Annotated in this window: 24 protein-coding genes and 1 pseudogene; 1 reads left to right on the top strand and 24 read right to left on the bottom strand. The window is 67.5% G+C overall.

Annotated elements, in window-relative coordinates:
- Positions 1-326 precede the first annotated feature (326 nt).
- The 12 genes from ACT2CW_RS49370 to ACT2CW_RS49315 form a co-directional block, all read right to left on the bottom strand.
- Positions 327-3,017 (bottom strand): BTAD domain-containing putative transcriptional regulator, encoded by a 2,691-nt coding sequence (locus tag ACT2CW_RS49370; RefSeq protein ID WP_445521334.1) that lies wholly within the window; start codon positions 3,015-3,017, stop codon positions 327-329.
- Positions 3,018-3,175: 158 nt separating this feature from the next.
- Entirely contained in the window at positions 3,176-3,595 is a 420-nt protein-coding gene (locus ACT2CW_RS49365; protein ID WP_445521333.1) for a pilus assembly protein TadG-related protein, read from the bottom strand.
- Positions 3,592-3,972: a TadE/TadG family type IV pilus assembly protein gene (locus ACT2CW_RS49360; RefSeq protein WP_445521332.1), complete on the bottom strand. Its 381-nt coding sequence runs from the start codon at positions 3,970-3,972 to the stop codon at positions 3,592-3,594. Before ACT2CW_RS49360 ends, ACT2CW_RS49365 begins: the two co-directional genes overlap by 4 nt.
- A gap of 50 nt (positions 3,973-4,022) precedes the next feature.
- On the bottom strand, positions 4,023-4,430 hold the full coding sequence (locus ACT2CW_RS49355; protein WP_445521339.1) for a TadE/TadG family type IV pilus assembly protein: 408 nt from the start codon (positions 4,428-4,430) through the stop codon (positions 4,023-4,025).
- A gap of 13 nt (positions 4,431-4,443) precedes the next feature.
- Positions 4,444-4,644 carry a hypothetical protein gene (locus ACT2CW_RS49350; protein WP_445521331.1) on the bottom strand — a complete coding sequence of 67 codons (201 nt, stop codon included), beginning with the start codon at positions 4,642-4,644 and terminating at the stop codon, positions 4,444-4,446.
- 46 nt (positions 4,645-4,690) lie between these two features.
- The gene (locus ACT2CW_RS49345) at positions 4,691-5,587 is read right to left on the bottom strand and encodes a type II secretion system F family protein (protein WP_445521330.1); all 897 of its coding nucleotides are present in this window, start codon (positions 5,585-5,587) and stop codon (positions 4,691-4,693) included.
- Positions 5,584-6,258 (bottom strand): type II secretion system F family protein, encoded by a 675-nt coding sequence (locus ACT2CW_RS49340; RefSeq protein WP_445521329.1) that lies wholly within the window; start codon positions 6,256-6,258, stop codon positions 5,584-5,586. Before ACT2CW_RS49340 ends, ACT2CW_RS49345 begins: the two co-directional genes overlap by 4 nt.
- Before the next feature lie 236 nt (positions 6,259-6,494).
- Positions 6,495-7,841, bottom strand: coding sequence for a CpaF family protein (locus ACT2CW_RS49335; protein WP_445521328.1), 1,347 nt, complete (start codon positions 7,839-7,841; stop codon positions 6,495-6,497).
- Positions 7,838-8,683 (bottom strand): MinD/ParA family ATP-binding protein, encoded by an 846-nt coding sequence (locus ACT2CW_RS49330; protein WP_445521327.1) that lies wholly within the window; start codon positions 8,681-8,683, stop codon positions 7,838-7,840. The genes ACT2CW_RS49335 and ACT2CW_RS49330 overlap by 4 nt, the downstream gene beginning before the upstream one ends.
- Complete coding sequence (locus tag ACT2CW_RS49325) at positions 8,680-9,234, bottom strand: SAF domain-containing protein (RefSeq protein WP_445521338.1); 555 nt, start codon at positions 9,232-9,234, stop codon at positions 8,680-8,682. The genes ACT2CW_RS49330 and ACT2CW_RS49325 overlap by 4 nt, the downstream gene beginning before the upstream one ends.
- Positions 9,235-10,297: 1,063 nt before the next feature.
- Positions 10,298-10,681: a hypothetical protein gene (locus ACT2CW_RS49320; RefSeq protein WP_445521326.1), complete on the bottom strand. Its 384-nt coding sequence runs from the start codon at positions 10,679-10,681 to the stop codon at positions 10,298-10,300.
- 598 nt (positions 10,682-11,279) lie between these two features.
- Positions 11,280-11,756 carry an ATP-binding protein gene (locus ACT2CW_RS49315; protein ID WP_445521337.1) on the bottom strand — a complete coding sequence of 159 codons (477 nt, stop codon included), beginning with the start codon at positions 11,754-11,756 and terminating at the stop codon, positions 11,280-11,282.
- Between the two features lie 257 nt (positions 11,757-12,013).
- Here ACT2CW_RS49315 and ACT2CW_RS49310 point away from each other — a divergent pair, with 257 nt between their 5' ends.
- A complete protein-coding gene (locus ACT2CW_RS49310) occupies positions 12,014-12,346 on the top strand; it encodes an IPT/TIG domain-containing protein (protein WP_445521325.1) in 333 nt (110 codons plus the stop codon).
- A 356-nt stretch (positions 12,347-12,702) separates the two neighbouring features.
- On the opposite strand, the pseudogene ACT2CW_RS49305 reads toward ACT2CW_RS49310, so the two are convergent.
- The 12 genes and pseudogenes from ACT2CW_RS49305 to ACT2CW_RS49250 all read right to left on the bottom strand — a co-directional run.
- Positions 12,703-13,717: pseudogene (locus tag ACT2CW_RS49305) on the bottom strand (IS30 family transposase); the annotation flags it as partial.
- A 277-nt stretch (positions 13,718-13,994) separates the two neighbouring features.
- Complete coding sequence (locus tag ACT2CW_RS49300) at positions 13,995-14,312, bottom strand: MazG-like family protein (protein ID WP_445521324.1); 318 nt, start codon at positions 14,310-14,312, stop codon at positions 13,995-13,997.
- A 74-nt stretch (positions 14,313-14,386) separates the two neighbouring features.
- Entirely contained in the window at positions 14,387-15,160 is a 774-nt protein-coding gene (locus ACT2CW_RS49295; RefSeq protein ID WP_445521323.1) for an endonuclease/exonuclease/phosphatase, read from the bottom strand.
- 109 nt (positions 15,161-15,269) lie between these two features.
- On the bottom strand, positions 15,270-15,770 hold the full coding sequence (gene tmk, locus ACT2CW_RS49290; protein ID WP_445521322.1) for a dTMP kinase: 501 nt from the start codon (positions 15,768-15,770) through the stop codon (positions 15,270-15,272).
- Positions 15,767-16,810: a radical SAM/SPASM domain-containing protein gene (locus ACT2CW_RS49285; RefSeq protein ID WP_445521321.1), complete on the bottom strand. Its 1,044-nt coding sequence runs from the start codon at positions 16,808-16,810 to the stop codon at positions 15,767-15,769. Before ACT2CW_RS49285 ends, tmk begins: the two co-directional genes overlap by 4 nt.
- 137 nt (positions 16,811-16,947) lie before the next feature.
- Positions 16,948-17,319 carry a hypothetical protein gene (locus ACT2CW_RS49280; protein WP_445521320.1) on the bottom strand — a complete coding sequence of 124 codons (372 nt, stop codon included), beginning with the start codon at positions 17,317-17,319 and terminating at the stop codon, positions 16,948-16,950.
- A 206-nt stretch (positions 17,320-17,525) separates the two neighbouring features.
- The gene (locus tag ACT2CW_RS49275; RefSeq protein ID WP_445521319.1) at positions 17,526-18,098 is read right to left on the bottom strand and encodes a hypothetical protein; all 573 of its coding nucleotides are present in this window, start codon (positions 18,096-18,098) and stop codon (positions 17,526-17,528) included.
- Between the two features lie 564 nt (positions 18,099-18,662).
- Positions 18,663-19,256: a hypothetical protein gene (locus tag ACT2CW_RS49270; protein ID WP_445521318.1), complete on the bottom strand. Its 594-nt coding sequence runs from the start codon at positions 19,254-19,256 to the stop codon at positions 18,663-18,665.
- Between the two features lie 50 nt (positions 19,257-19,306).
- Positions 19,307-20,182 (bottom strand): Scr1 family TA system antitoxin-like transcriptional regulator, encoded by an 876-nt coding sequence (locus tag ACT2CW_RS49265; RefSeq protein ID WP_445521317.1) that lies wholly within the window; start codon positions 20,180-20,182, stop codon positions 19,307-19,309.
- The gene (locus tag ACT2CW_RS49260) at positions 20,179-20,952 is read right to left on the bottom strand and encodes a helix-turn-helix domain-containing protein (protein WP_445521316.1); all 774 of its coding nucleotides are present in this window, start codon (positions 20,950-20,952) and stop codon (positions 20,179-20,181) included. The genes ACT2CW_RS49265 and ACT2CW_RS49260 overlap by 4 nt, the downstream gene beginning before the upstream one ends.
- Before the next feature lie 89 nt (positions 20,953-21,041).
- Complete coding sequence (locus tag ACT2CW_RS49255; protein ID WP_445521315.1) at positions 21,042-21,629, bottom strand: ATP-binding protein; 588 nt, start codon at positions 21,627-21,629, stop codon at positions 21,042-21,044.
- 72 nt (positions 21,630-21,701) lie between these two features.
- Positions 21,702-22,937, bottom strand: a complete 1,236-nt coding sequence (locus ACT2CW_RS49250) for a helix-turn-helix domain-containing protein (RefSeq protein WP_445521314.1) — start codon at positions 22,935-22,937, stop codon at positions 21,702-21,704.
- Between the last annotated feature and the right edge of the window lie 417 nt (positions 22,938-23,354).

Raw genomic sequence — 23,354 nt, 5'->3', positions numbered from 1 at the left:
CGCCTCACCTCGAGGCGTCGGCCGACTGCAACGTGCCAGCCGGCGAGGAGCTTGTGGGGTTAAGGAATGAAGGGTGGCTGAGGACGTGGCACGCCTTGCGGACAGGTGAGCGGGCAGCCGTTGCAGGGTGAGTTGCGTGGCCGGGGCCGCCGGGGTCAGGTAGATCGGGATGCGTTGCTGTACCGATATACAGTCGCCCTCGCCGGCAGGTGGCTCGTGTGCGGCCGGGCCTGCGGTGATGCCCCGCGCGGGGCGTCGTGTCCAAGGACGACCCCGGAAACGCCGCTGGAAACGACGAGGGAAACGACGGGGGAAACGCCATCGGCTCATCTGAGCCGTTCGCGCGGCCCACCTTGGGCATCCAGGTCCCTTCGCCGCTTTCTACCCCGATGATCCGCCTCGTCCCCTGCGGCGGGAGAGCTGCGTGTGCTGCTGGTCATCAGCGCGCGGGTAGCCGGATCCGGCTCGAGGCCAAGTTCGCTGAGATGGTCCGTCAGGAGGGCGAAGGTACGGCGGGCGGTGTCGTGTCGCCCGGCGGTTTGGTGGAGGCGGATGGCGTGCTGGTAGAGCAGCTCGTGGGTGGGGTGGAGAGTGGTGATCTTCTCCAGCAGGGCAAGCGCGGTATCGGTGTCGTGCTGGGCGCTGGTGTGCTCGGCGTGGTGGGCGATGTGCGCGACGGCGTCAGTGGCCTTGCCGGCGAGTGATTCGCGGAGGCTGTCGCACCAGGGGTAGTCGCCGCCGTGAGCGAAAGGGCCGTGGTAGAGGTCCACCGCGTTGCGCAGGGCGGACAGCCTGTCGGCTTCTTCGGTGGCGGCCGCGGCCTGCTGGAGGCCTTGAGTGAAGGCGGCGAGGTCGGTTTCCACCAGTGCAGGGTGGAGTTTATGCAATTCTCCATGGAGCTGGATGAATTCTGCATTGCTGTGGCCGGTGGCAGAGCGGAGTGCGCGCCTGACGGCGCGGCGGAGGTTCTTGAGGTCTTTCGCTGATTGTTCGGGGTCTTCGTGCAGGCGGAGGTGGCGTGCGATGTCGTCGGCGATCAGTCCTCGTGGGTGGGCGGCGAGGAGGGCGAGGAATTCCCGTACTTCGTCGCGTAGTCCAGAGCCGACGGGTTCGGGGTTCCCTGCTGCGTAGAGGGTGATGGGGCCCAGGACGTTCAGGCGGACTGGTTTGGTCTGGCGCGCTTGGCCGGGTGTGCCGGGCTCTGCCGGTTCTGATCGGGCGTCGGGTACCTCGTCTTCCGGCTCCTGGCCGGCGTTCGCAGCCGTATCTTGCGGTGGGTCGGCGGCTGCCCGGGCTCCGGGAACGACACGGAGCTGGGGGCGCTTGCCGTGCGCTGTGAGGAGGACGTCCAGGACATCGCGGCCGGCCTGGGCGGTGAGGTGGAACAGGCGCAGGTCCCGGACGCGATGGCAGCTTTCCTGTTCCTCGGCGACGGCACCGTCTGCTGCGATGTGCCAGGAGGCGGCACCGGGCAGATCGCCGAGGGCGAGGACGATGAGAGCGCTGTGGGTGGACCGGTTGGCCAGTGCCGCGAGGTGCTCGGTATGTGCGGTGTCCGGCTGGGCGAGAAGAACGAGGATCCCGGGTCCGGAGTTCTCCTCCGTGCCCTCGTCCATTGCCTGGTGCGGTGTGGATTCGGCTTCCTGCGTGCGCTGTCGGTAATGGGCGTGCGCGAGGAGATGCTCTTCCGCTCGGCATAGTGCGTGGTCCAGGTCCGTGGCCAGCGTCAGGGCGCTGAAGACGGTCGGCATGCCTGGCAGAAGCCGGTCAGCCAGATCTTGGGTGAGAAGTCCCCTGACATGGGGTGTCCCGGGGCGGAGGCGTTCGGCTGCGGTGAGAATCCCGATCAGCAGTGCGCGAGCGGCTGCCTCACTGCCGGGGCCGGTCCATGCGCAGCCTCCGGTCAGGGCGAGAACTTCAAGTGGGACTTCGGCTGCGTTTTCAGTGCCGATGGTCACCGTGGAGGCATGCTGGGCACGTTGGGGCGGGGTACGCCGGGTAACCAGCAGGCCCGGGTCTGTGGTGGTGGCACTCGGTAGGGCGGCTTCGCGGGCGGTCAGCACGGCTTGTTCGACTACAGGGCTCAGCGGCGGTGGTTGTACATCGAGGCTGGGGCGGCGGGAGCGATTTTGGTAGAAGCGGTAGAAGCGCAAGGCGGCCAGGAGCCCGGCCGCAGTGGTGATCCCGATGATGCCCGCTGTGCCGATGCTGATCGCAGCAGGCCCGGGCCGCGCGTGGCTCGCCACGTGGTCGCTGGTGGCTCGGTGGTCAGCGACTCGTTCTCCGCTACGCCCGACTGTCCGTTCGTTGAGCGACGGGTCGGTGTGCGCATGCGGAGTGGACCGGTCCCCCGACGTGGCAGAGGGCGTGGGTGGGGTGAGGTGGTGCGGTGTGGAGGCGGAGGAGGCGAGAGGGATGGTCAGCCGCCAGCCGGGGGTGATCAGGTCCGGGTCGGTGAGTCGTTTGCCATCGGCCTGGACGCGGGTTTTGTTCAGCGTGTAGATGCGTGGCCACTTCAGCGGATCACCGAGATGTGCCTCGGCAATGGTCCACAGGGTGTCGCCGTCCATCACCGTGTACTCCACACAGCGCGTCGACGATGGCTTCTCTGCTGCGTGCGTCAGGTGGTGGTTGTCCTGAGCCGGTCCAGGGTGGGCGGGGGCAGTCGCGGCGATATGGGAGCGCAGTGCGTCTGCGGGAGCGTGCTGGTGGGCGTGCGCGGTGGCAGGTCGCCAGAGACTGATCAGGGCGAGGGCGAGGGTGCCGATGCACAGGGCGGCCAGTGCGCGCTGTACGGGCAGTGTCTGCAGGTGTGCTGTGTGAGCCGTGCGGTCACGCAGCAACTGCGGGAGGTGTGCCGCGTACCAGGCGGCTTCTGTGAGGAGGGAGAGGGCGAAGGCTGCCCAGCACACCCATCCGACCATCGCGAGGAGTTCGACCATCGCCGGGTCGGTGATGGGCTGCGTGAGGTGGTCGCCGAGTTCGCGCCAGGAGGCGATGCGGTCGGGCCAGGGCACGGCGGTCGCCTGCCAGAGCACGTACGGCATGCCGCCCAGCAGAGTGATGACGACGGTGGCCGTCGCGGTGGCGGTGAGAAGGGCGCGCAGCCGCTCGCATGATGAGGATCGGTGAGCCATATGCGGGGTGCGCTCCTCTTCGGCGTCGCAGGGTTGCCCTATGCGGTGGTGCGTTCGGCGCGCACGGTGGCGTGAGCGGTGACGGTCAGGGTGCGGACGCCGACCAGTTGCAGGATCTGGGCGCGCTGGTGGTGGGTGACATACACCGTGACCTCATCGCCGTGCACCGTCGCTGTGCCGGTATCGCCGGTCGCCGTGATGTAGGAGGTGGCGGCCTGGGTCGCCTTGCCGCGCAGGAGCCGGACGTCGTCGGCGGTGCGCAGGCGGGCGATGTCGAGTTGCTGGGCGCCGGTACGGGCGGCCTCCTGCGCGACATCCAGCGCGCGGGCTTTGCCGGCCAGGGCCAGTCCGCCGTCGACGACGATTCCGGCGAACAGCCACAGCGCGGCAGCGACACCGACCATGAACGCGGTGGCCTGACCGCCGTCGGCGTTCTTCACGGTCGTCGGGCGTTTCACGGGGTGCTCCGGTGCACGTCGATGGGAGAAACGGCGGTGCTGGTGAGGGTCACCCGACCCGGCAGGCCGGTGTGGGTGAGGTCTCCCAGCGCGACGGTGCAGGTGAGGTGCGCGGTCACGGCGCTGCCCGGCTGGAGCCCGCGCGTGGTGAGAGCCACCTGGGACCGGGAGCATGCGGCCCCTGCCTGGTGCAGTGCTGCGTGCGCGGTGTCCCGGGCGGTGGCGCGAGCCCCGGTTTCGGTGCGGGCGAGGGAGGCAGCCCGGGCGGTCTGATGGGCGGCATCGGCGACAATGAGCCGGGCGTCGGCCAGACGTCCCAAGGCGACGACCGTCATCAGGACGAGCACCAGTAGCGGGGTGATCAGGACGAGCTCCACGGCTGCCGAACCGTGATCCGCCGATGTCGAGGCCGGGCTCCTTCTCGCGTTCACGGGGCGTCTCCGGCTGGGGTGGTGACGCGCTCGACCGCTCCCGATGCGATGCCACTCGCGGTCAGGTGCAGCCCGGGCACCACAGGCATCACCGCCCCCTGGACACGCACCGTGGCCCGTGTAGAGGTGCGGTGAACGGTGACGGAGGGCGAGGTGAGGACACGGTTGCCGAGTAGGGCGAGGGCGCGTAAGCCTCGTCCGCGGCCGTCGGCTGGGCTGCCGTGCTGGACTCGGGCCGCGGCCAGGGCGCGTTCGGCTGCGTATTGAGCGATGTGCCGGGCGTGCCAGGCCAGCGCGAACTGCACGACCAGCAGGGCCAGCATCAGCAGCGCGGGGACGACGATGACCAGCTGAGTGGTCGCGGAACCCCGGTCGCTGCGAGCTCGGCACCGTCTGTGCAGCAGGTGATCCACCGACTTATCCCAGGTCGATGGAGTGGGCCTTGCCGAGCACCTTGCCGACGATGATGCCGACCACGGTGATGGCCAGGACGGCCAGCAGGGCGGTGACAACCACGGTTTCGGTGGTGTAGCCGGCGTCGCCGTGAGCGCGCCCCCTTACGCGGGCGGCATGGTCACGCAGGACCACGGCGATGGTCCGCAGGTGCGGGTGGAGCATAGGAATCGTTCTCCGGTATCGGTGTTTCGGTAGTCGTATCGGCTGGTCAGGTCACTTCGAGAACGTGGGCGAGGGCTGGGTAGCCGATGAGGAGGAGGAAGGCGGTGAAGAGGAGGACGACGGGCAGGGACATCTGTTCGGTGGCCGCTTGGGCTGCTCCGTCGGCTTCTGCCAGGCGGCGGCGCCGCATGGCGCCGGCCTTTGCGGCGAGTGAAGCACGTACTTTGGCGCCCTCGGTGCCGGCCAGGTTGAGTGTGGCGGCGAGTTCCGTCAGGTCGCTGACGCCCAGGTGCTGTCCGAGATCTCCCAGGTGCTGCCAGGGGCTGGTCCGGGTGAGCTGGGCGACGTGCAGGGCGTGGCGGAGTTTCGATGCGGCCCAGCCGCAGGGGCTCTGGACGGCGTCAGTCAGGGCCTGCTGGATACCGGCTCCGCCGGCCAGGGCGATCACGGTCAGGTCGAGGATGAGGGTGAGCGTGTGCCGCATCTGTTGTCGGTGTTCGGCTGCCTGCTTGCGCACGGTGATGTCCGGGAGGAAGAACAGCACGGCTGCCAGGACCAGGGAGCCGGACAGCGGCATCCACCAGCCGATGTCGATGCCGGCGCCGAAGCGGACCAGAGCGAGCGCGATCCAGGGCGTCAGCAGTCCCGCGACGGCGCAGGTTGCCTTGCCGGCCAGGTGCTTTTCCACGTCGGTCCCGCAGACGGCGAGGTCTGCGCGCAGGGTCGCGGTGGGAAAGCCGAGGGCCCGCACCAGCGGCACGGCTCTGCGGCCCAGGCGCGTTGTCCATTCCGTCTCCTCCTCCGATGCGCCCGTAGCGGCCGGGGGTGCTGTCGTGTCGAGAGAGGCGATCACGTCGGCGAGCGCAGGCCGCGGCGGACGCAGCCCGTAGGCAAGGGCGACCAGCCCGGCGCCGAATGCGGCACCCAGCACAATGGTGATCACCGTGTCCTCCCTTCAGTGACTGGAGCTTGGGCCGGACTGTGGCCGATAAGACGTACCGGTTCGTGGAGACGTCCGATAGCGGTGAGCCAGGCGAAGGAGGCGGCGAACAGGGCGCCGACGACGGCCAGGAGCAGCTGGCCCGTGAGGGTGTTGAAGGGGTCCAGGTAGGGCCGGTTGAAGACAGTCAGGCCGACGGCCATGCCGAGAGTGACGGTCACGGTGACCCTGACGCCGGTGCGGATGCTGGCGCGGCCGGCATCGATGCGCTGGCGCATGGCCACCTGTTCGCGGACCGAGTCGGCCAGTTCCCCCAGGAGCGCGGCAAGTTGGCTGGCCTGCCGTTCAGCGGCCGTCACCAAGGCAGCGACCACGACGTCGGCGAGCGGGTCGTCCACCTCATCGGCGAAGGTCCGCAACACGGCGGGCAGCGGCTGTGAGGATCGGATCGATGCGGCCAAGCGACGCAGCTCTCGTTGCAGCGGGGCGGGGGCGATGGCGGCGGTGGTCAGGACAGCCTGTTCCAGTCCGGCAGCGGCGGAGAGGGTGTCGCGCAGCATCTCTGTCCACAGTGCCAGGGCTTCCATCCGCTCGGTCCGCCGGGCCGTGGCCCGGTCTGGTCCCAGGAGACCCGGCAGGGTGAGCATGGCCGCAGTGGTCAGCACGGCGGCCACCGGCCACCTGGTCAACGCCCCCGCCGCCACTCCAGCCGTCAGGGCGATGGTGAGACGGCGCCTATTCCACCCGGCTGGGAGGCGGCTGACCATACGCTGCCGCCACCCGTCTGCTGCTGCGTCGTGGAGGACGGGTCGGCGTAGCGCACCGATGATGACCAGCAGGAGGCCGGTGCCGAAGGCGGCACCGAGGATCGCGGCGAGGACGCTGGTTGCCTCTCCCAGCCGTTCCGTGGTCATCGGTCTGCTCCCCACCAGGTGAAGCCCGCAGCTTCGGCGTCCAGCCCGGCCCCGATCAGGTCCTGGAGTGTTTCAGCGCGCAAGGGTGTGGCCGGGACAGCCCGGCCGTCCGGCCCGGGACGGTAGATCTCGTTCGAGACCAACTGCGGCCCGTCGGCGTCGACGACCTCGCGCACCGAATCGATCACCCGCCTCCCCTCGGTATCCCACCCCAGGTGCACCACGAAGTGAACGGCGGAGGCCACCAGCAGGTTGGTCGCCTCCAAGGACAGGCGCTCAGGAGCTTGGGCAGCGTAGGCCGCGAGCTTGGTGAACACCCCTCGGGACGTGGAGGCATGGATGGTGGACAGCGAACCGTCGTTCCCCTGACTCATCGCGTTGCACATCGGGATGACCTCGCTGCCGCGGATCTCCCCGACGATGACACGGTCAGGTGACATGCGCAGTCCCCAGCGCACCAGCTCCGCCTGATCGATGGCGCCCTGGCCTTCGATATTGGGCTCCCGTGCCTGCATCGCCACCACATTGGGATGCGCCGCCGCATCGGTATCGAGGCCCAATTCGAAGGTGTCCTCGATAGTAATCAGCCGCTCAGACGGAGGAATCTGAGACGCGAAGGCGCGCAGGACCGTGGTCTTCCCAACATTGGTGCCACCGCCGATGACGATGTTCTTCCGGGCCCGCACCAACGCCGCCAGGAAGGCCGCCATGGCCTGGTCACACACCCCCAGGCGGACCAGGTCGTCCATGGACGCGGCGGGATACCGATGACGGCGTACGCACAGGGAAACACGTCCGGTGACGGCCATCACGGCGAACAGCCGGGAGCCATCGGGGAGCTGGAGATTCAGCCGGGGCATGCCGCGATCGAATCGGCGTTCCTCCCCGTCCACACTGGCGGCCAGGGTCCGCACCAGCTCGATCAGTTCGTCATCCGACGCGGCGACCGGAGACTCCCGCCGCCAGGCACCGTCCGCAGAGCGGATCCAGACCCCATCACACCCATTGACACAGATGTTCTCGATCGATTCATCCCCCAGCAGACGCTCCAGGCTGCCGATGCCGAACAAGGCGTCCATGACGGCCTGCGCGATGCGTTCTTCCACCGACCCATCCACGGTGCTACCGCCATGGGCCAAGGAGGCGCGGGCCCGGGCCGCCAGTTCCTCTTCCAGCAACCGCCGGACCGTGGCCCGGCGCTGGGAGTCGCCTTCCGGCGGCAGCCCTGCGGCTTCTCGTTCGTCGGCGTAGTGCGCCAAGCGGCCGACCACACGCTGGCGCACCTCCGCAGCCAGCTGTCGCTCGCTCTGCTCGCGCAGACCGTAGTCCGTCATCGTGCTCATGACTGGCTTTCCTTCGTTGCAAGCCCTGCCAGTCCACGCCGAAGGTGGCCGCCCGGAGCCGGCACTGGTCCCAGCCCCGCGAGAGCGCCGCTGAGCCCCTTCACCGCCACCTCGCCAGTACCGTTCAACTGACGCGCCCAATCACCAGCTGCCGTCATCAACCGCAGCGCCCTCCAACCAGAGGTCCGCAGCGCCGAATGAGTCTTCCCGGCCAAAGCGTCAGCTGCCTTGGTGTCCCAGGGCAGGAAAACGACCCGGCTGACGCCGAGCGTCGCGGTAATCTCCCCAGCCGCATATGGGCACGGCCCTACCACGGCCAACACGTGTCGCTCCGCTCGAGGCCCGGCCTCCGCCAGGTACGCATACGCGTGCGCCAACGCATCCGCCCCGCCGCGGGCCACCAGCACCACAGCCTCCGCCGCCTCGAGCAGGCCCTCGGCGTCCTTACCGATACGGCCTACGTCCAGCACGACCGTTCCTCGGTCCCCCTGATCGCCCAGCAATACCCGCTGCACGGACCCGGCTACTACACGAACCGCTTCTGTGCAGGCCCTGCCGCCTGCTGGCGAGGCCACCGCGCGGACGCCGAACGGCAATTCCGTTGTCGCCGCGAGGAGTGAACCGGGCCGTTCCTTACGGGCCGAGGTAGCCACATCCAGCAGACCCGGGGTATGCGGAACCCCGAACCGCACCGCCAGATCACCACCCGAGACATCAGCTTCGACCACCACCGGCCGCACTCCCCCATCCGCCCGCTCCGGCCACGCAGCCGCCAGAGCCAGCACCGCCGTGGTCACCCCAGGGGCGCCCTTGATCGACCCGACCACGATCAACCGCCTCACGGTGCCTCCCGCCCATCAGCAGGAAGCACCACCACACGCGGATGCTCCATCCCCGCAGCCCGCCGCACCGCCCCTGTCTCCACAAGCACGGTCACCACCCGCACCCCACCTGGAGACTCAGCAGCCTTCGCTCCGATCACCGTCCCCACTACCGGAGCCGCGGTCTCCTCCTCACGCTCTCCGGTGGCAGTCCCACCAGGCCCCTCCAACACAGCCACCCGATCACCACGCACCACCCCAGGCGACGCGCTGCCCGCCTCGATAGCGAAAGCCACCTCGGACTGCCCCTTCGGAGGAAAGGCCCGCGCGCCTCCGAACTGCCCCGGCGCCAACAGCGCCCCTGCCACCAGCGGCACCCTCGCCCGCCGTCCCAGCACCCTTCCACGATCTGCTGCTGAGACCACGCCGGTCTCAGACGCCACTTCCACCTGCCGCAAATCACCCACATCAAAGACATGCCCAGCTGGCACATCCCGCGCGAGCACCAGCACCTTCTCCCGCTCCCCCACCATCGATGTGACTAGCACGAAGCCGACTGCCGAGACGACCACCGTCCCCACACCGGCCCAGATCCATCCCGGCCGACGCCGCACCCCGCCAGACGCAGTCGACGGCCGCTGCTGCGGATCCGACGATCGCGCCCCTGGCAGACCAATGCCCGCGCCCCTCGAGCGCAAAGGAGACATGGAGGTACCCACAATTCACTCCACAAGGAAGGAAAACTCGCTGCTGATTGCACAGGCCCGTACTCAGCGGACCGCATCTCGTCGCGGCGTCATCACTGCACGACGACAGCCTGAACCTCGTCGACCACAAGCGGCCTATCAGCGGCTATCACCAGCCCCGGCACCCGGCCGCTCTGTCCACCACCGTGCCACTCAACATCCCACATCACCCGCACCGACACCGTGAACGCCCGGCCCGGCTTGCCTGCAGAAGACCTCCGATAGGTGTAGCCACAGTCAGGTGAGGGCTGCTCCGGCCGAAACGCCCCCGAATACTCCGTACCAGGGCCCATACACGTCACCGAGTCACCATCGCCCATCGACCACACCGCCTGACGAGGCCGAGCCGTCGCAGTCACCCTTAACCCCGGCACCACAGCAGCCTCCGTGACCGGCCCCCAATCACCGTTCTCTACCCACATCCACGTCGGCACACCCACGACCTGAACAAAGCCCTCGTCAGGGCTCGTATGAATCACTGGCTTCGGCAACCGCAATCTCTCCACAGCCCGACGCGCGACGACCTCCACAGGCACGTTCTGCCCACGCTTCGGCATGGGCTTCTTCGTCTCCTTGCTGTCGAAGCGTGGCAGGATCCCCAGACCATTCCCAAGTCCGTACTCCCATCCGTTCGACGTGACCGTTGGAGGGCCGGAGACAACACCTTCGCTACGGCTTGAGCGTTCGCCTCCAGAACGAGCACTACGTCGCACGCCAACACCTCTGGGAGGTCCATGATGAACTTCTGCGCGTACTTCGCACCCACCAGCGGCGCAGCTCACTCCTGCTCCTGTGCCCAGCCCGTCGTCTGCGAGAACCTCAGCTGATGTAAGCAGTGGTGTCACGTACAACAGAGCCACCCCCACAGGCCATGTGGCAGCGCTCCGTCTCAGCATGTCCCAACCTCGTCGATAAAGAGGTGCTCAACACGCCAGACACCGTCTCGCTCAATTGCGGTCGCATTCACCCGGTGGTGCCCACCAGGAATTTTGTCCTCAAGCCGACCATCTCGAGTGAAATGCAGCCAGTCGGCACCGTCCACACAGTCGCGCACACTAACTTTCGACGCTTCACCGTTCTTACCCACTGGAGCCAGTCGTAGTTGCCCCTTCGTGATAACGCCCTTGTTCCGGTCCTGCCTCATCATGTAGCGAAGCAGTTCCAACGCCCCTCCAGCAGCGTGATCATCCAGGCGTGGATGTTTCGGATCTGAGGTAGTAGCCGCCGCGACGAGATCGTTCCACATTGCCCGGTAGGCGATCAGAGCCTTCACCTGCCGCCGATCTTCCACATGATGCGATGAGCTTGAAGACACTGACTGCGGTAGAGGTTTAGCATCCGAGGAGTGCTGCGAACAGCCGCTCAGGAGTATCCACGCAACCAGGGCACACACCCAGGACGCAGGCACCTTCGTCCTCTCGCAGGTTTTCACCGCCCACTCCCATCACTCTTGGCATGCGGTCAGACACTATACGTCACCGCCAGGCCTGATGTGCCCAAGCACCGATATCGCCAAACACCCCGACCGCTCACAGGACAACGCCCCGGTCTATTAAGCGATCCACAAGGTCAACCTGAATCGCGCCCCGAATAGCTCACAGCTACCTGAACGAGTGAGTGGCGCATACGACAACCCACTCTTATACATGCTGTTCTTGTGAGCGTCGGCGTCTCGGACCCAACGGGAATTCAAAAGCTTGCCCAGCATCTGACGGCACATGTGGGGGCACAGGAGCTAGTATTCTTGGTGCTGTTGAGGAGCAATCAGCACTCCTCAACAGCACCAGCTTCTCCTCACAGCACCAGTCACCAACAGCCGATCAACAGGTGGGAGGTCCGGTATCACCGGGAGAGAGGAATCGCCTTTCGGTCTATGACCGTTCGTTGATCACCATCCACGCAATCTTCGTTCCACTCCGCGAGGCGCGGAATCCCCAACGGCCGTCTGTGAATTGGTCTACAATGCACAGACCTCGCCCCCGCTCGGACAGCGACCCAATCCAGGCGTCGTAGCTACCTCCTCCGTCTTGCGCCTCTGGCTCGCTTGAAACAACAGAAGAGGAGATCGGAAGCCGTGGGATTCTCGGGTCACCGTCTTCGATCTCGAAGAGAAGCGAGAAGTTTTCCCGACACAGACGCATCTCATACGGACCACACGCGTGTTCCATAGAGTTGGCGATGAGTTCCCAGGCCGCCCGCGTCGCATCGTCAACTACTTGAGTCGGTAGGCCTAGCCGTTCTAGTGCGCACCGTAGCGCGGTGCGAGCACATGCGGCAGCAGCTCGGGTGCGGTCGTTCCACCGCCACACTGGCGCTTCGCTGTCTCCTCTACCTCTGCCCCCAGTCATCGCCATGCGCCTCGCGCCATGTGTCGGCCATGTCGAACGCGTCGGTAACAGCTAGACCCAAGCGAGGCCGCGCCGTAAGGCTCATGGAACACGTGCGGTGCCGCGACGATGGCAGACGGCTGAAGGAGTGCGACTGTGAAAACAACAGGTGACATGGCATGCGCCTCCGGGGATTCGCGGATGGAATGCGACCACGACACCGTGGAGCTCGCCTAGAGCGGAACCATTCCCTGGGGTGAATCACCCGCACTGTGGGCATGTGGCTCCACGGTGCCCCTTCCCGGCACCGGGCCTCCACAATGGGAGCACCAGCGTCCGTCCGCCCTTTGGGGAACGGTGTCCACCCAGCCCGTGACCATCACCACGGCCAACGGCACCAGGACCTCGGGCACCCTCTCATCAACTACTACCTCGCCCCGACCATCACCTCGGTGGTTCCCGCAACAGGCACGGCCGGTGACCAGATCACCATCATCGGAACCGGCTTCGCCAACGTCGACACCGTCACCTTCACCGCCATCGCCGTCTTCACACCCCTCAACAGCACCCAGCTCATCGCCAGTCGCCGCCGAGCATCATGGCCCTCATAGTGACCAGCGTCGGCCCCGCCTAAGGTGCTCCAGTGGGGAGATCCCTGCCACCATTACCGGCTTCAGTTTCGCCGGTGCCACCGTGGTGAGGTTCGACCTCAACCTGTCAGCAAACCTGTCCTGAAAGGCTCTCTGACCTGATAATTTTTCACCCGCGGCGCTGACTCCGGATCGGCCCAGACCGCCCGCATAACCGCGGCGCCGCGCTCCCGTCGGGGGCGCACCCGGGGAGTACGCATCCCACGCAAGCGGTAGGCCCGGCAGATGGGCGAATCCCAGGGGTCGTTGCAACACGTGATCACTGACGTGTGGTGGCGAGCAGTTTAGACAGACGCTCGGCTGGGGTCTCCCAGTCAAGCGCCCTGGTCCCAGGTCAAGGACCGTTTCAGATGGGGTGGCAGCGTCTGGATGGTGTTGACCAGCGCCGTGCGGACAGCGGGAGCTCCATGCCCATTGGGAAGATGGACCAGCATCAAGTAGCGAGTGCTGCGTTCGACCAGTGTGGCGATGGCGGAACGGGAGTTGCTGCCAACGATGAGGTCTCCCTCCCAGTGCCCGGGGACGACTCGGTCAGCGACTTCTGCGGGCCGCTCGCTGATCACGACCATCGGGCGGGGAACCGCTTCCTGCGGCGTGCCGAGTGGCGATGAGGCCGGCGCACTGCGCGTCCGGTCCTCAGAGCGCGGGTCAGCTCCCGCTTCAACTCGCCGCGGCCCTGGACGTAGAGCGCCTGGTAGATCGTCTCGTGAACCACGTGCATCTCCGGCCGGTCGGGGAAGCGCCTGTAAAGAGCGTGGCAGATCTGTTCGGGACTCCACCGCAAGACCAGGTGATCCTGGACGAAGTCCCGAAGCTCCGGGTTCCGGCCGATCTTCCCGACCTTCGGCCGGGGGAGGCGCCGGGCCGCCCGCCGATGGGCCGCATGCGGCCGGTAGTGCCACTGGCCGCTGGGCAGGACGGTGCGGTTGCGGCGGATCTCCCGGCTGATCGTGGACGGGCTGCGTCCGAGCTCGGCGGCGATCGTGCGAATCGATGCCTTCTCCCGGAGCCGGTCGGCTATGGGATCCGGTCCGTCTCGTTCAGGTATCGCGAAGGAGCTTCGTTCTCCGGCTCCTGGGCGGCGGCCACCGGCACCAGGTCCTCGGTGTACTGCCACGGCCCCGTTTCCACGAGGGGCGGTGCTGCCTTGTTCTTCCCGGACGCCTGCCGGCCGTTGCGCCATCGCCTGCCTGTCCGGTCGTTGATGCCAACGATCCGGCAAGCGTCCAGGTGAGAGATTCCTTGATCCACGAGCAGAAGGTACGTCTCCCGCTCGCGGCTCAACTTCTTCGGCCCCTGCGGCCGCCGATCCACCCGAACCTCGAAGTCCATCGCATCCCCTGAGCTGGGGTGTTGCGACGACCACTAGAACTTAAGATGCCTGCCGGGCCTACCAGCGACTCCGCCTTAGCTTACGGAGCATGGGGTGAAGCCTCCCTCACCACCCCCGCTTGGAAGTGGCGAGCTCTGCCCACGCGCCTCCGAGCTTGCCTGAGACACCGGAAGGCTCACTTACCCTCCATATCGGGCGCTGACTGGAGGTCCCGTAATCGCAAAATGCCCCGTGCCCTTCGGTGGTGTGTGGGCCACCGCCTCGGGACCCGACTGTTCACTCCGGCAGAACTCGATCTACGAGGTGCTGGAGCCGGTCGTTGAACAGCTTCTCGGCGTCCGGCGTACATGAAGCGAGCGCGATGAGGGTCGTTACGGCCACGTCGGCCAACTCCTTGTGGACGTCGTCCCACGTATGGCTGGCGCCCTTTCGGGGGTTGGCTGCCATCGCGCCGTGAACCGCTTCGGCGACTTCGCCGAACTCTTCGCCGATCTTCAGCACCCGCAGCAGCTTCACGTCCCCAGTCGTTTGGTCGGCATGCTCGTCCAGCCAGCTGCGCAACCGCTCGACCTGGCTCCAGGTAGTGGCGTCCATGGGCGTCCTCTCTTATGGCGTCACAGGGGATCAGAACAGTGCCGTCGTCGCATCAGCGGCCCGGGCCGTTACGGTCACGGCCAGGGGTGCGGCGGGCACAGCGCGAGGGACAGGGACAGGGCTAAGTGGTCAGTGAGCCGGTCCGGGCCAGTGCGCACGTCGTGGATGTAGGAGCAGCTGTGCACGGATGTCGCGAGGCGCGTGGAGACGTGGGCGTGGTCGTACCGGTAGCCGTCGCCGGTGCGCCCGACCCACGAGTATTCGAGCGCGTCCGGGTGCACCCTGCGGAACGCATCGACGTACCCGACCTCGGCGAACCAGCGGTAGAACCGGTACTCGAAGGGCTTGAAGAACCGGTAGCGCGGGGTGTGGTCGGGCTCCAGGACGTTGAAGTCGCCGAGGACCACCCGGGCGCCCACGGCGCCGAGGGGCAGGTCCGTGTGGCACGCTTCCAGGAACCTGGTCTTGCGCTCGGTCTTCTCTGGCGACGCATCCCGTGACGGCACATAGAGGCCGATGACGTCAACCGGGCCCTCCTCGGTCTGCACGGTCACCGAGGGCGCCCGGTGCGGAAGATAGGACAGCCCGGCCGGTCCCGGCCGGGTGGCAAGGCGGCTGACGATCATCGCGCCGCGCTCGCCGCGCGCAGGCGGAAGAGGGAACACGACGTCGTACCCAGCCGACCGGAACTCGTCGGCGAGCAGCGCGCATCCGGCGCTGTCGGCGGTCTCGGTGAGCACGAGCACCGATTCCGGCCGCGCGGCGAGGTAGTCGAGCTGGCGCTCCGCCCGCTCCTTCGACGGGTTGTTCAGGTTGAACGTCAGCACGTCCAGCGTGGTCACGGTCATGAGCGGCCCCTCGTCCACATCTCTTTGATCGCCGTCACGATCGTGCGGGCGACTTCCTCTGACCCGGCGAACGACGCGTCCAGTTGCAGCACGCGGACACCGCTGGCCATCAGGAACCTAGCCGCCTCGCGGAACAGCGCGCATTCCCGTTCGGTCCCGCCTGCCTCCCGCTCGTAGCGGCTGTGTGCGCCGCGGTGCTGAGCCGCTGCGCGATCACATCGGCACGAGCGTTGAGCACGACCGAGATGTCTGGCATGTCGGCGTGCCGGTTGAGTTCCCAGACGATATCGCGGCCGACGCCGTCCAGGACCTGGAGCACCAGAGATGAGGCGACGTGGCGGTCGGAGACCACGAGGTCGCCGCGCGCCAGGGCCGGGCGAATCTCCCGCTCTTGGTGCTGGTACCGGTCGGCGGCGATCAGGCATGCCAGTGCCATGTCGCGGTACTCATCCGTGCCGTGCCGGGCGAGCTGCCCTAACGTCGTGTCGGAGGGCTCCCGCGTCTGGTGGACGGGGATCCCGGCGGCCCGCGCCTGGGCGACGACGGCCTTCGTGACCGTGCTCTTGCCGACGCCGCCGGGTCCGTCGATCGCTATGAACATGCCGGTCATGAGACACCCACCACGGGCAGCACGCGGGACTGCGCCGGGATGACCGGGCACAGCTCGCTGTCCACGGCCCCGATGCGGTGCCCCGCGGCAACGACTGCGGCCGGGCACCCTTTCCCGCACGACGGGGAGAGGGCGCAGCTGCCGCAGGTGGGGTTGTCGCCCACCTTCCACCGCTCGTGGAACTTGTAGGCGTCGAGCTGGGCGGCGACGTCGTCGTCCGTCCACATGTTGGCCACGATGAAATCGGTGTCGGGGTGCTGGCTCACCTTGGTCCGGGCGGTGAACACCAGGTAGGGGCAGACGGCGACTTCGCCGCGGGTGAACACGTAGATGATCGTGTTGGCCTCGCACCCGGCGAGCGGTTTGCCCTCGTTGGGGAACCGGATGTGCACCAGGTCCAGATCGTCCGCGAACGGCATCGTCAGGTCGCGGATGTGCCGCATGTGGTCGTCCGGCCGGCGCAGCTTGCGGGAGCTGTTCGCTCCGCGGCCCATTTCCCCGAGCGGGTTCATCAGCACGTACTTGGCGCCCTGGTCCCGGGCGAACGCGCACAGCGCGGCGTACTCCTGGTCCTCGGCGAGGTTGTTCGGGGTGCACAGCAGCCCTTGCAGGATGCCCGCGCGGGCGAACCGCTTGACCGTCTCCACGGTTTCATCGAACCCTTCCGGGCGGCCGCGGAACCGCCCGTGCGACTCCGGCGAGAACCCATCGAGGGAGACGTTCATATGAGTGTCCAACTCGGCCAGCGCGGTGATCTGCTCGTCGGTCACCATCGTGGCGTTCGTGCAGACGCCGACGCCCATGCCGGCGTCGCGGAACGCAGCCACGATCGGGATGAGGTCGGCGTGCATGAACGGCTCGCCCCCGGTGATCGTCACCCGGTTGACGCGGGCCTCGGCGAGCTGCGGGATCAGCCGCTGGCAGATGCCGCGCAGCGGCATGTACTCCCCGCGTTTGGTCGCCGATACGAAGCAGTGGGCGCACTTCTCATTGCACGGCTCGCACACCTGGATGAGCGCTTTGCAGTGGGGGTGATCCACAGATGTTCGGAAGTAGCAGGACGCAGCTTGCGCCCCAGTGATGATCGAACGGGTCATACGAGCCTCCAGTTGGCGGTGGTGCCCGCGTCCCGGCCGGGCGACGCTCAGGCGAGCGCGGCCGGGGGGCGGGAGTCTCATCAGGCGGGGACGTACGGGAGGGCGGCGCGTACCTTGTCCTCCAGGCGATGTATGCAGGGCTCGCAGCTGTGGAGCGGCACTTGGTGCCCCGCGCTTTCCGCCGTGCCGAGCAGCAGCGTCGGCAGGGCAATGCGCTGGCACCACAGCCAGCAGTCACCCGGCACTGGTTGGCTCCGCTCGGGCGCCGGCGACGGGGTGGCGCCGCGGATGAGGACGCCCCGGACCTTCCTCTCCAGGTGTCGGATACACCCCTCGCATGCGTGCAAGGGAGCGTTGCCGCCTTCCCAGAGGACCGGGCCGAGCCACAGCACCGGGAGCGCGGTGCGCTCGCACCACAGCCAGCAGTTGCCGATGGTCCAGCGTCGCCGCACGAGCGACCTCCTTTCCCTGCCGTGATGGCTCCGGCTGCCCTCCCCCGGGGGAGTAGGGAGCGGCGGCCGGAGCCCCGGACCACCCCGGCCGGGGCTCACGAGCACGCCTGGCCGGGGTGGGGGTCATGGATGGGTGATGCCGTAGCCGAGCACGCCCAGCAGCGCGGCCACGGTCAGGACGTACAGCAGTTGTCCGATGGCGGGCCTCATCGCGGCTTACCTGTGTCAAGCAGGTGTCCGGCGCTGCCGCCGGTGTCGCGCCAACACGCCTGGCAGGCCCAGGAGACGCGTCTCAAGCCGTTGCTGGACTCCCACACGTCGACCACGACATGCTCCCGCGTGGTGGTGGCACAGAAGCGGCACACCCGCACAGGAGGCAGATCGGCAGCCTCATCCAGCGGCCCGACGACGGCCTCCACCGCCCGGCGCAGGGCATCCGCGTCAGTGAACAGCCGATCAGCCGCCGGCGGATGGATCCAGCGGGTGCCGCCGCGATCGCCGTCCAGCCCGGGGACCGTGAGTCTGTCCCCTGCCCGATAGAGGGTCATGCCCAGAGGCGGAGCCGCGGGCCAGCCGTCTGCCCCGCCCGGTGGAATGATCCACACCAGCTGCTGAAGCACCGCGTCCTCAAAGACCGCACCCGTACTGTCCTCGCCAAAAGGGTCCAGGACGTGACGGCCCCAGTCATCCGGAGTCGCGACGGCGTTCCAGTTCTGGTCAGCGCACATCAGGTCGAGCGGCCGCTTGGGCAGGAGGCTGGCGAGCACATGCCCGCTCATAGATCTTCCTCTCCGGTGGTGCGTGCTTGTGGTGTCCGCCCGTCGAGCGGCATGCCGTTGTGGGGGGTGACGGGAGGGGCGGGCTGCTGCCCGCCCGGCTTCAGGGCGAGGCCGCGAATTCGCAGCCGCACCGCGTGCCGCCGCGCAGGGAGGTGAGGCTCGCCCTCAACGGTGTGCCGCATCCGCGGCAGACGAGCCGCCATGGGCGGTCGGGTGCGCCGGGATAGTCCTCGCCCGGGTCGAATCCGGCCCGGCCCCGCTTCCCATAGCGCTTCATCGAGCTGCGCGGCCGGATCCCACTCAGGGGCCAGTCCCTTGCCTGACTGAGGGGCACCGAACGGGCTGGGGATATCGCAGGAGTGGCCGCCGAACACCATGCCGAGGCTGACCCACCGGCGGTTGTCTGTGCGGCCTGGTTGAGAGCTCACGGGAGATTCCCCTCCTCCGGGGGCGTTGTCGCGTAGGCCAGTGGGCGCCCGTGGTCGGCCGCGAGTTGGGCAGCGTGCTCCAGGAACCGGGCTGGCCTTTCGTCCAGGTGCACCGCTGGCTGCTCAGTGACGGGGTTCACCGCGGTTCCTTCGGGCCAAGGAGGTGTATGTCGCTGCCACCGGTGTTGCGCCAACACGGCTTGCAGGCGTAGGCGGTGCGTCGCAAGCCGTTGCTGGACTCCCAGTTATCGACCACTTCGACCGCCCGCGTCGTGGTGTTGCAGAAGCGGCACAGCCGCACGGGCCCCTTCTCGGCAGCCTCCTTCAGCGGTCCGACGATGCCCTCCACCGCCCCGCGCAGGGCGTCCGCGTCCGTGTAAAGCTGATCTTCCGAGGGCTGGCGGATCCAGCGAGTGCCGCAGCGAGAGCCGCCGGTCAGCCCGGGGACGCAGATGTCGTCACCCTGCTGATAGACGGTGATCCTCAGCGCCTCGAACAGGGTTTCCTTCAACGGCGGGCCCACCGGCCAGGCGTCCGCCGCGCCCGGCGGGATGATCCACGTCAGGTGTTGCAGCACCGGGTCCTCGAAGACCGCACCCGTACGGTCGCCCAGCGCAGCCAGGACGTGATGACCCCAGCCCACAATGGCGAGCGCGTTCCAATACTCGTCAGCGTGCATGAGGTTGATGGCTTGGTCAGGCAAGAGGGTGGCCAGCACGGCCGCGGTCATTGCCTTCCTCTCACCGGCGATGCGTAGATGACGGCGGGGCGCAGAGTGCATCACGCCCTCCCGCGGCTGCTGACGAGTCCGGCTGCTGCCTCTGTGAACCGGGCGCGCCCCTCGTCCAGGTAGACCGCTGCCTGTTCAAAAGGCACTCCGGCTGCCAGGGCTACCTGGAGAAAATGACGCCCCTGCACGGCTTCGTCGCCGGTGTAGTAGAGGACGAAACCGATCCCCTCCTGCACGACCAGGTCGTGCCCGTGGAGCGTCGTCCGGTACATGAGGCTGGCGAGCGGTATCACCCCGGCCTCCACGGGGACGACTAGGATCTGCGGGCCCTGTGCCGAGGTGGCTAGCTGCCGGAGGTGGGAGAGCTGGGCCGACCATACGGACGGTTGGCTGCGCAGTCTCTCCAGGACCAGCTGATCCATCAGCAGCGTCACGCCCTTGCCGTTGTCAGCGGTCACTGATGCGCGGTGGACGCGGTTCGGTTCGCCGCCCCGGAGCCGTTGCGTCAGGATGTCTGTCGGGTACGTCGGGACCCGCACGACGTGGGGGATGGAAACCGAGCTGTAGATAACCATGGCCTCTGCCTGCCGCAGGCAGGCGTGGAGCCGGTCCAACCATCCCGGCGCGTGGTCCGACAGAATGTGCCGGTGCGGCTCCTGGAGGAGGTATTCCACCGCGGTGAGGCCGCGGTCATCGGCGCCGTAGCGTTCCAGGAGCGAGGTCGCATCCGCGATCCGGTGCAGGCGGCCGGTCTCCAGTCGCGAAAGCGTGGCGGCTGAGCAGCCGATCGTCCACGCGGCATCGTCGCCGCTCAGGCCGCGTGCGAACCGCATGGCCCGTAGGTAGGCCCCGATGACCAACGCTGCGGCAGCGGGCGCTTCGCCCTCACGTGGCGGCCGGATCGTGCTTGGAGCTGGTGATTTCATCCGGTCCTCCGCGTGGTGGTCAACAGGTGCAGGATGCTCACCGTCTGCGCCGGCGCGCCGGGCACTGCTACGCCTTTGCGGTAGAGGCATTCACTGATCACGTCGCTCTCCGAGGCAACGGCGATCAGCGACCTGCCATGCGTCCGCCCCGGGGTAGTGGTGAGGGCCGCGACCGGGCCAGAGATCTCCAGGACGGCCACAACTCGCTTACGCCGGTCCAGGACAGGGGCGGCAACGATGGCGACACAGTGATCAGGACCGCTGAAGCCCTGTGCCCAGCCCCGGCGCCGGGTCCGGGTCAGCGTGTCGTCCCTGTAAGGGACGGCAGCGGGGACTCGTGCACCGGGCCGGTCCGACTGCCAGGTGAGGAACGTCAGTGTGACAGGGTCGGCTCTCAGCGGCTCTGGCATGCCGAGTTGCGAGCGCTGCGGTGCGTGAAGGTCTAGAACCTCGGCGATACAGACCCGTGTGGCGGGACTGTGGAGCTGGTGGAGGCGGACGGCGAATGCGCCTGTCCGATCGCGCAAGGCGGCGAGCCTTTCGGCCCATGAGTGCGCCGCGGGCACGCTGTCGCCCGCGGCCGCCAGCTGGGGGATACGCGGTCCGAGGGTGATCCGGTCTCCGTCCCTGGCGACCAGTCCCAGGCGGGCCATGTCTCGGACCAGCCGGAAGACGGTACCGCGTGAGATTCCGGTGGCCTGGGCGATCTCGGCCGAAGAGGCTGGACCCCGCTCGATGACGTCGAGTATGGCGCTCACCTTCTCAAGCACGCCAACGCTATGGCCGGCCGTCTCAGGGGCGGCCCAACGGGGAGCGTCCAGAGGGCTGGAGGTCCGTTGCGGGGGCACGGTCGGGCCAGTCACTGCTCGTCCTCCCCCGCGCCGTCCCCCAAGACGGCCCATACCCGCTTCCCCCATTGCAGCGTGTCGACGCCCCATCCCTGCGCGAAAGCGTCGATCACAGCCAGGCCGCGCCCGTGCTCATCAGTAGGCAGGGCGACCTTCAACTCTGGCTTGTCGTGACTCCTGTCGATGACCGCGAGACGCACGCAGCATTCGCCGATGCGGGTCACCGTGACCCGCAGACATCGGCCACGAGCGTGGTCGACGGCATTGGAGACCAGCTCAGACACAACGTGCTCCGCCTCGCCGACGAGCTGGGGCAGGTGCCAGGTCTCCAGCACGGTCCGCACCATCCGCCGGGCGAGAGCGGCGGACTGCGGCTCACGGGGGAGAGACTGGCTGTAGGCCGGACGTCCGACGGCGGAGGGCCGAGCGGTGGCGGTCACGACGCTCCGCCCAGCTCGGGGACGCGGTTTCCAACGGCGACCGACGTGGACACCGCGTCCCACCGTTTGCCGACGAGTAAAGTCTCGACGCCTTGGGTGTGCGGCGGTGTCCACGGTAGGAGTTCGAGATTCGATGGCACGTTGACCCCCGGACGTCATCAGTGATCAGGTGATGACTGACCGTAGGGTCTCGCTGTGTGGGGCAGTGACACAAAATGTGTCACTCGGCTGTTACACCACGCCGAGCCGCATCCCGAACTCGAACAGGGCCGTTCGACGGGCCGAATTCAACATGGTGTGTGTGGTCTCCCGCACGCCTGCATTCATGCGTGTTGCCTGCGGGGCCAGACGCTCTGCCTTGACGAACGCTTCCAGGGCTTGCTCATGCTGCCCGTTGTAGTAGTACGCCCGGCCGACGTCGATGTAGTGATGACTGCGCCGTTCGGGGGCGTACTGCTTGGGCAGCGAGCGGGTGACGCGTTCCGCGCGGCGTACCGCTTCCTGGCCTTTGCCCATCTCCACCGGCAGCGAGACCGACCAGATCGCGGCATTGGTGGGACCGAACTGCAACTGGAAGTCGTTGCGGTCTTCGCCCAGCAACTTCGCCTGTTCCTGGGCCCTTTGCAGGTGCTGTTCTGCCGCTTTGCTGTCGGTGGCCCTGGCGTGGTTGAGGCTCGCCTTCAGGTGAAAGGCACCGGCCAGTGACACTTTCTCCGGGCTGTCAGCGCCCATGGTGCCGAGCGATGTCAGTGCCTCATCGATGAGGCGGCCGGCCTCGTCATGCTCCCCGATGGCCAGGAATTCGCCCGCGTCGTACCAGCACGCGGCGAGGACGCGAAGCGGGTCCTCGGTCTTCTCTGCCGACCACAACACACGCTCCGTTGCGAGAGTCGCGTCAGAGCTCCGACCCAACTTGTACAAGTACTGCATGGCGCACTCGTACGCCGAGGCGAGCAGGTCATACGCCTCACGCTGTCCATCCCCGGTACTCACCTCTGCCGCGACCTGGAGGTCCCGCAGGAGGGCGGGGAGGACGTCACTGAGCTTGGCCAGGGCGGCGCGCTGCCGATGCCCGTTCGCCTTAGCAACGCGCTCGCGAAGCTTGCCCAGGTCCACCTCAGCTGCCTCTTGGTCGGTAGGCCGACACGGGCGCCCATGACGCAACAGAGCCCGACGTACAGCCCCGACAGAGGCGAGGGCAGCCTGGCCGTCAAGGTCGGAGTCGGGCGGCGCGTAGGGCTGCCCAGTGATCTCGGTCGGGTGGCAGTCCAACGCCTTAGAGAAGGCGAGGATCACGTCGGCGCGGTCCAGACTGCGCTGGCCCTGTTCGAATTTCCTCACGGCTGAAAGAGAGTACCCACTTACTTCACTGAGTTTGCGCTGATCCCAGCGACGGCGCATACGCAGACGCTTGAGCCTCTGCCCGTTCGTCTGTGCGCCCTCCGGCATGTCGGTCTGATGGGGCATACTGTGTGCTCCGTTCTGACGTAGACACTCAGACGGTACTCCCGGCCCCGCCGGGCGCGCGACGATCGGCCCTCGCTTCTGCGAGGGCCGACGTGTTTCCGGAGCCCAGGAAGCGGGAGGGATCACGCGGGCGCCTGATGTACCGCACTTATGATCTGACGCGTGGAAATTCCCGACAGAATCGAGATGCTCCTGGTGAAAGGGGCTGTTCATGCCGCAGATGTCGAAGCTTCGGCCGTTCCGCGTCGCAGCCGGTTTCCAATACAGCGTGCACGAGGAGAGTAGGGCGTACGTCTGTGTCTTGGCTCCAGAGCCGGTGACTCCCTCCGGGGGCTTCTCCGGCGCTCTGCGAAGTCGCGCGCCGGGCAAGCCACACTCCGGGCGCCGGGTTTTCCCCAGTGCAGAGGGGGGCTGGCC

It is taken from the genome of Streptomyces sp. NEAU-174, from assembly GCF_052665095.1.
This window is presented reverse-complemented; position numbering and strand designations above follow the sequence as displayed.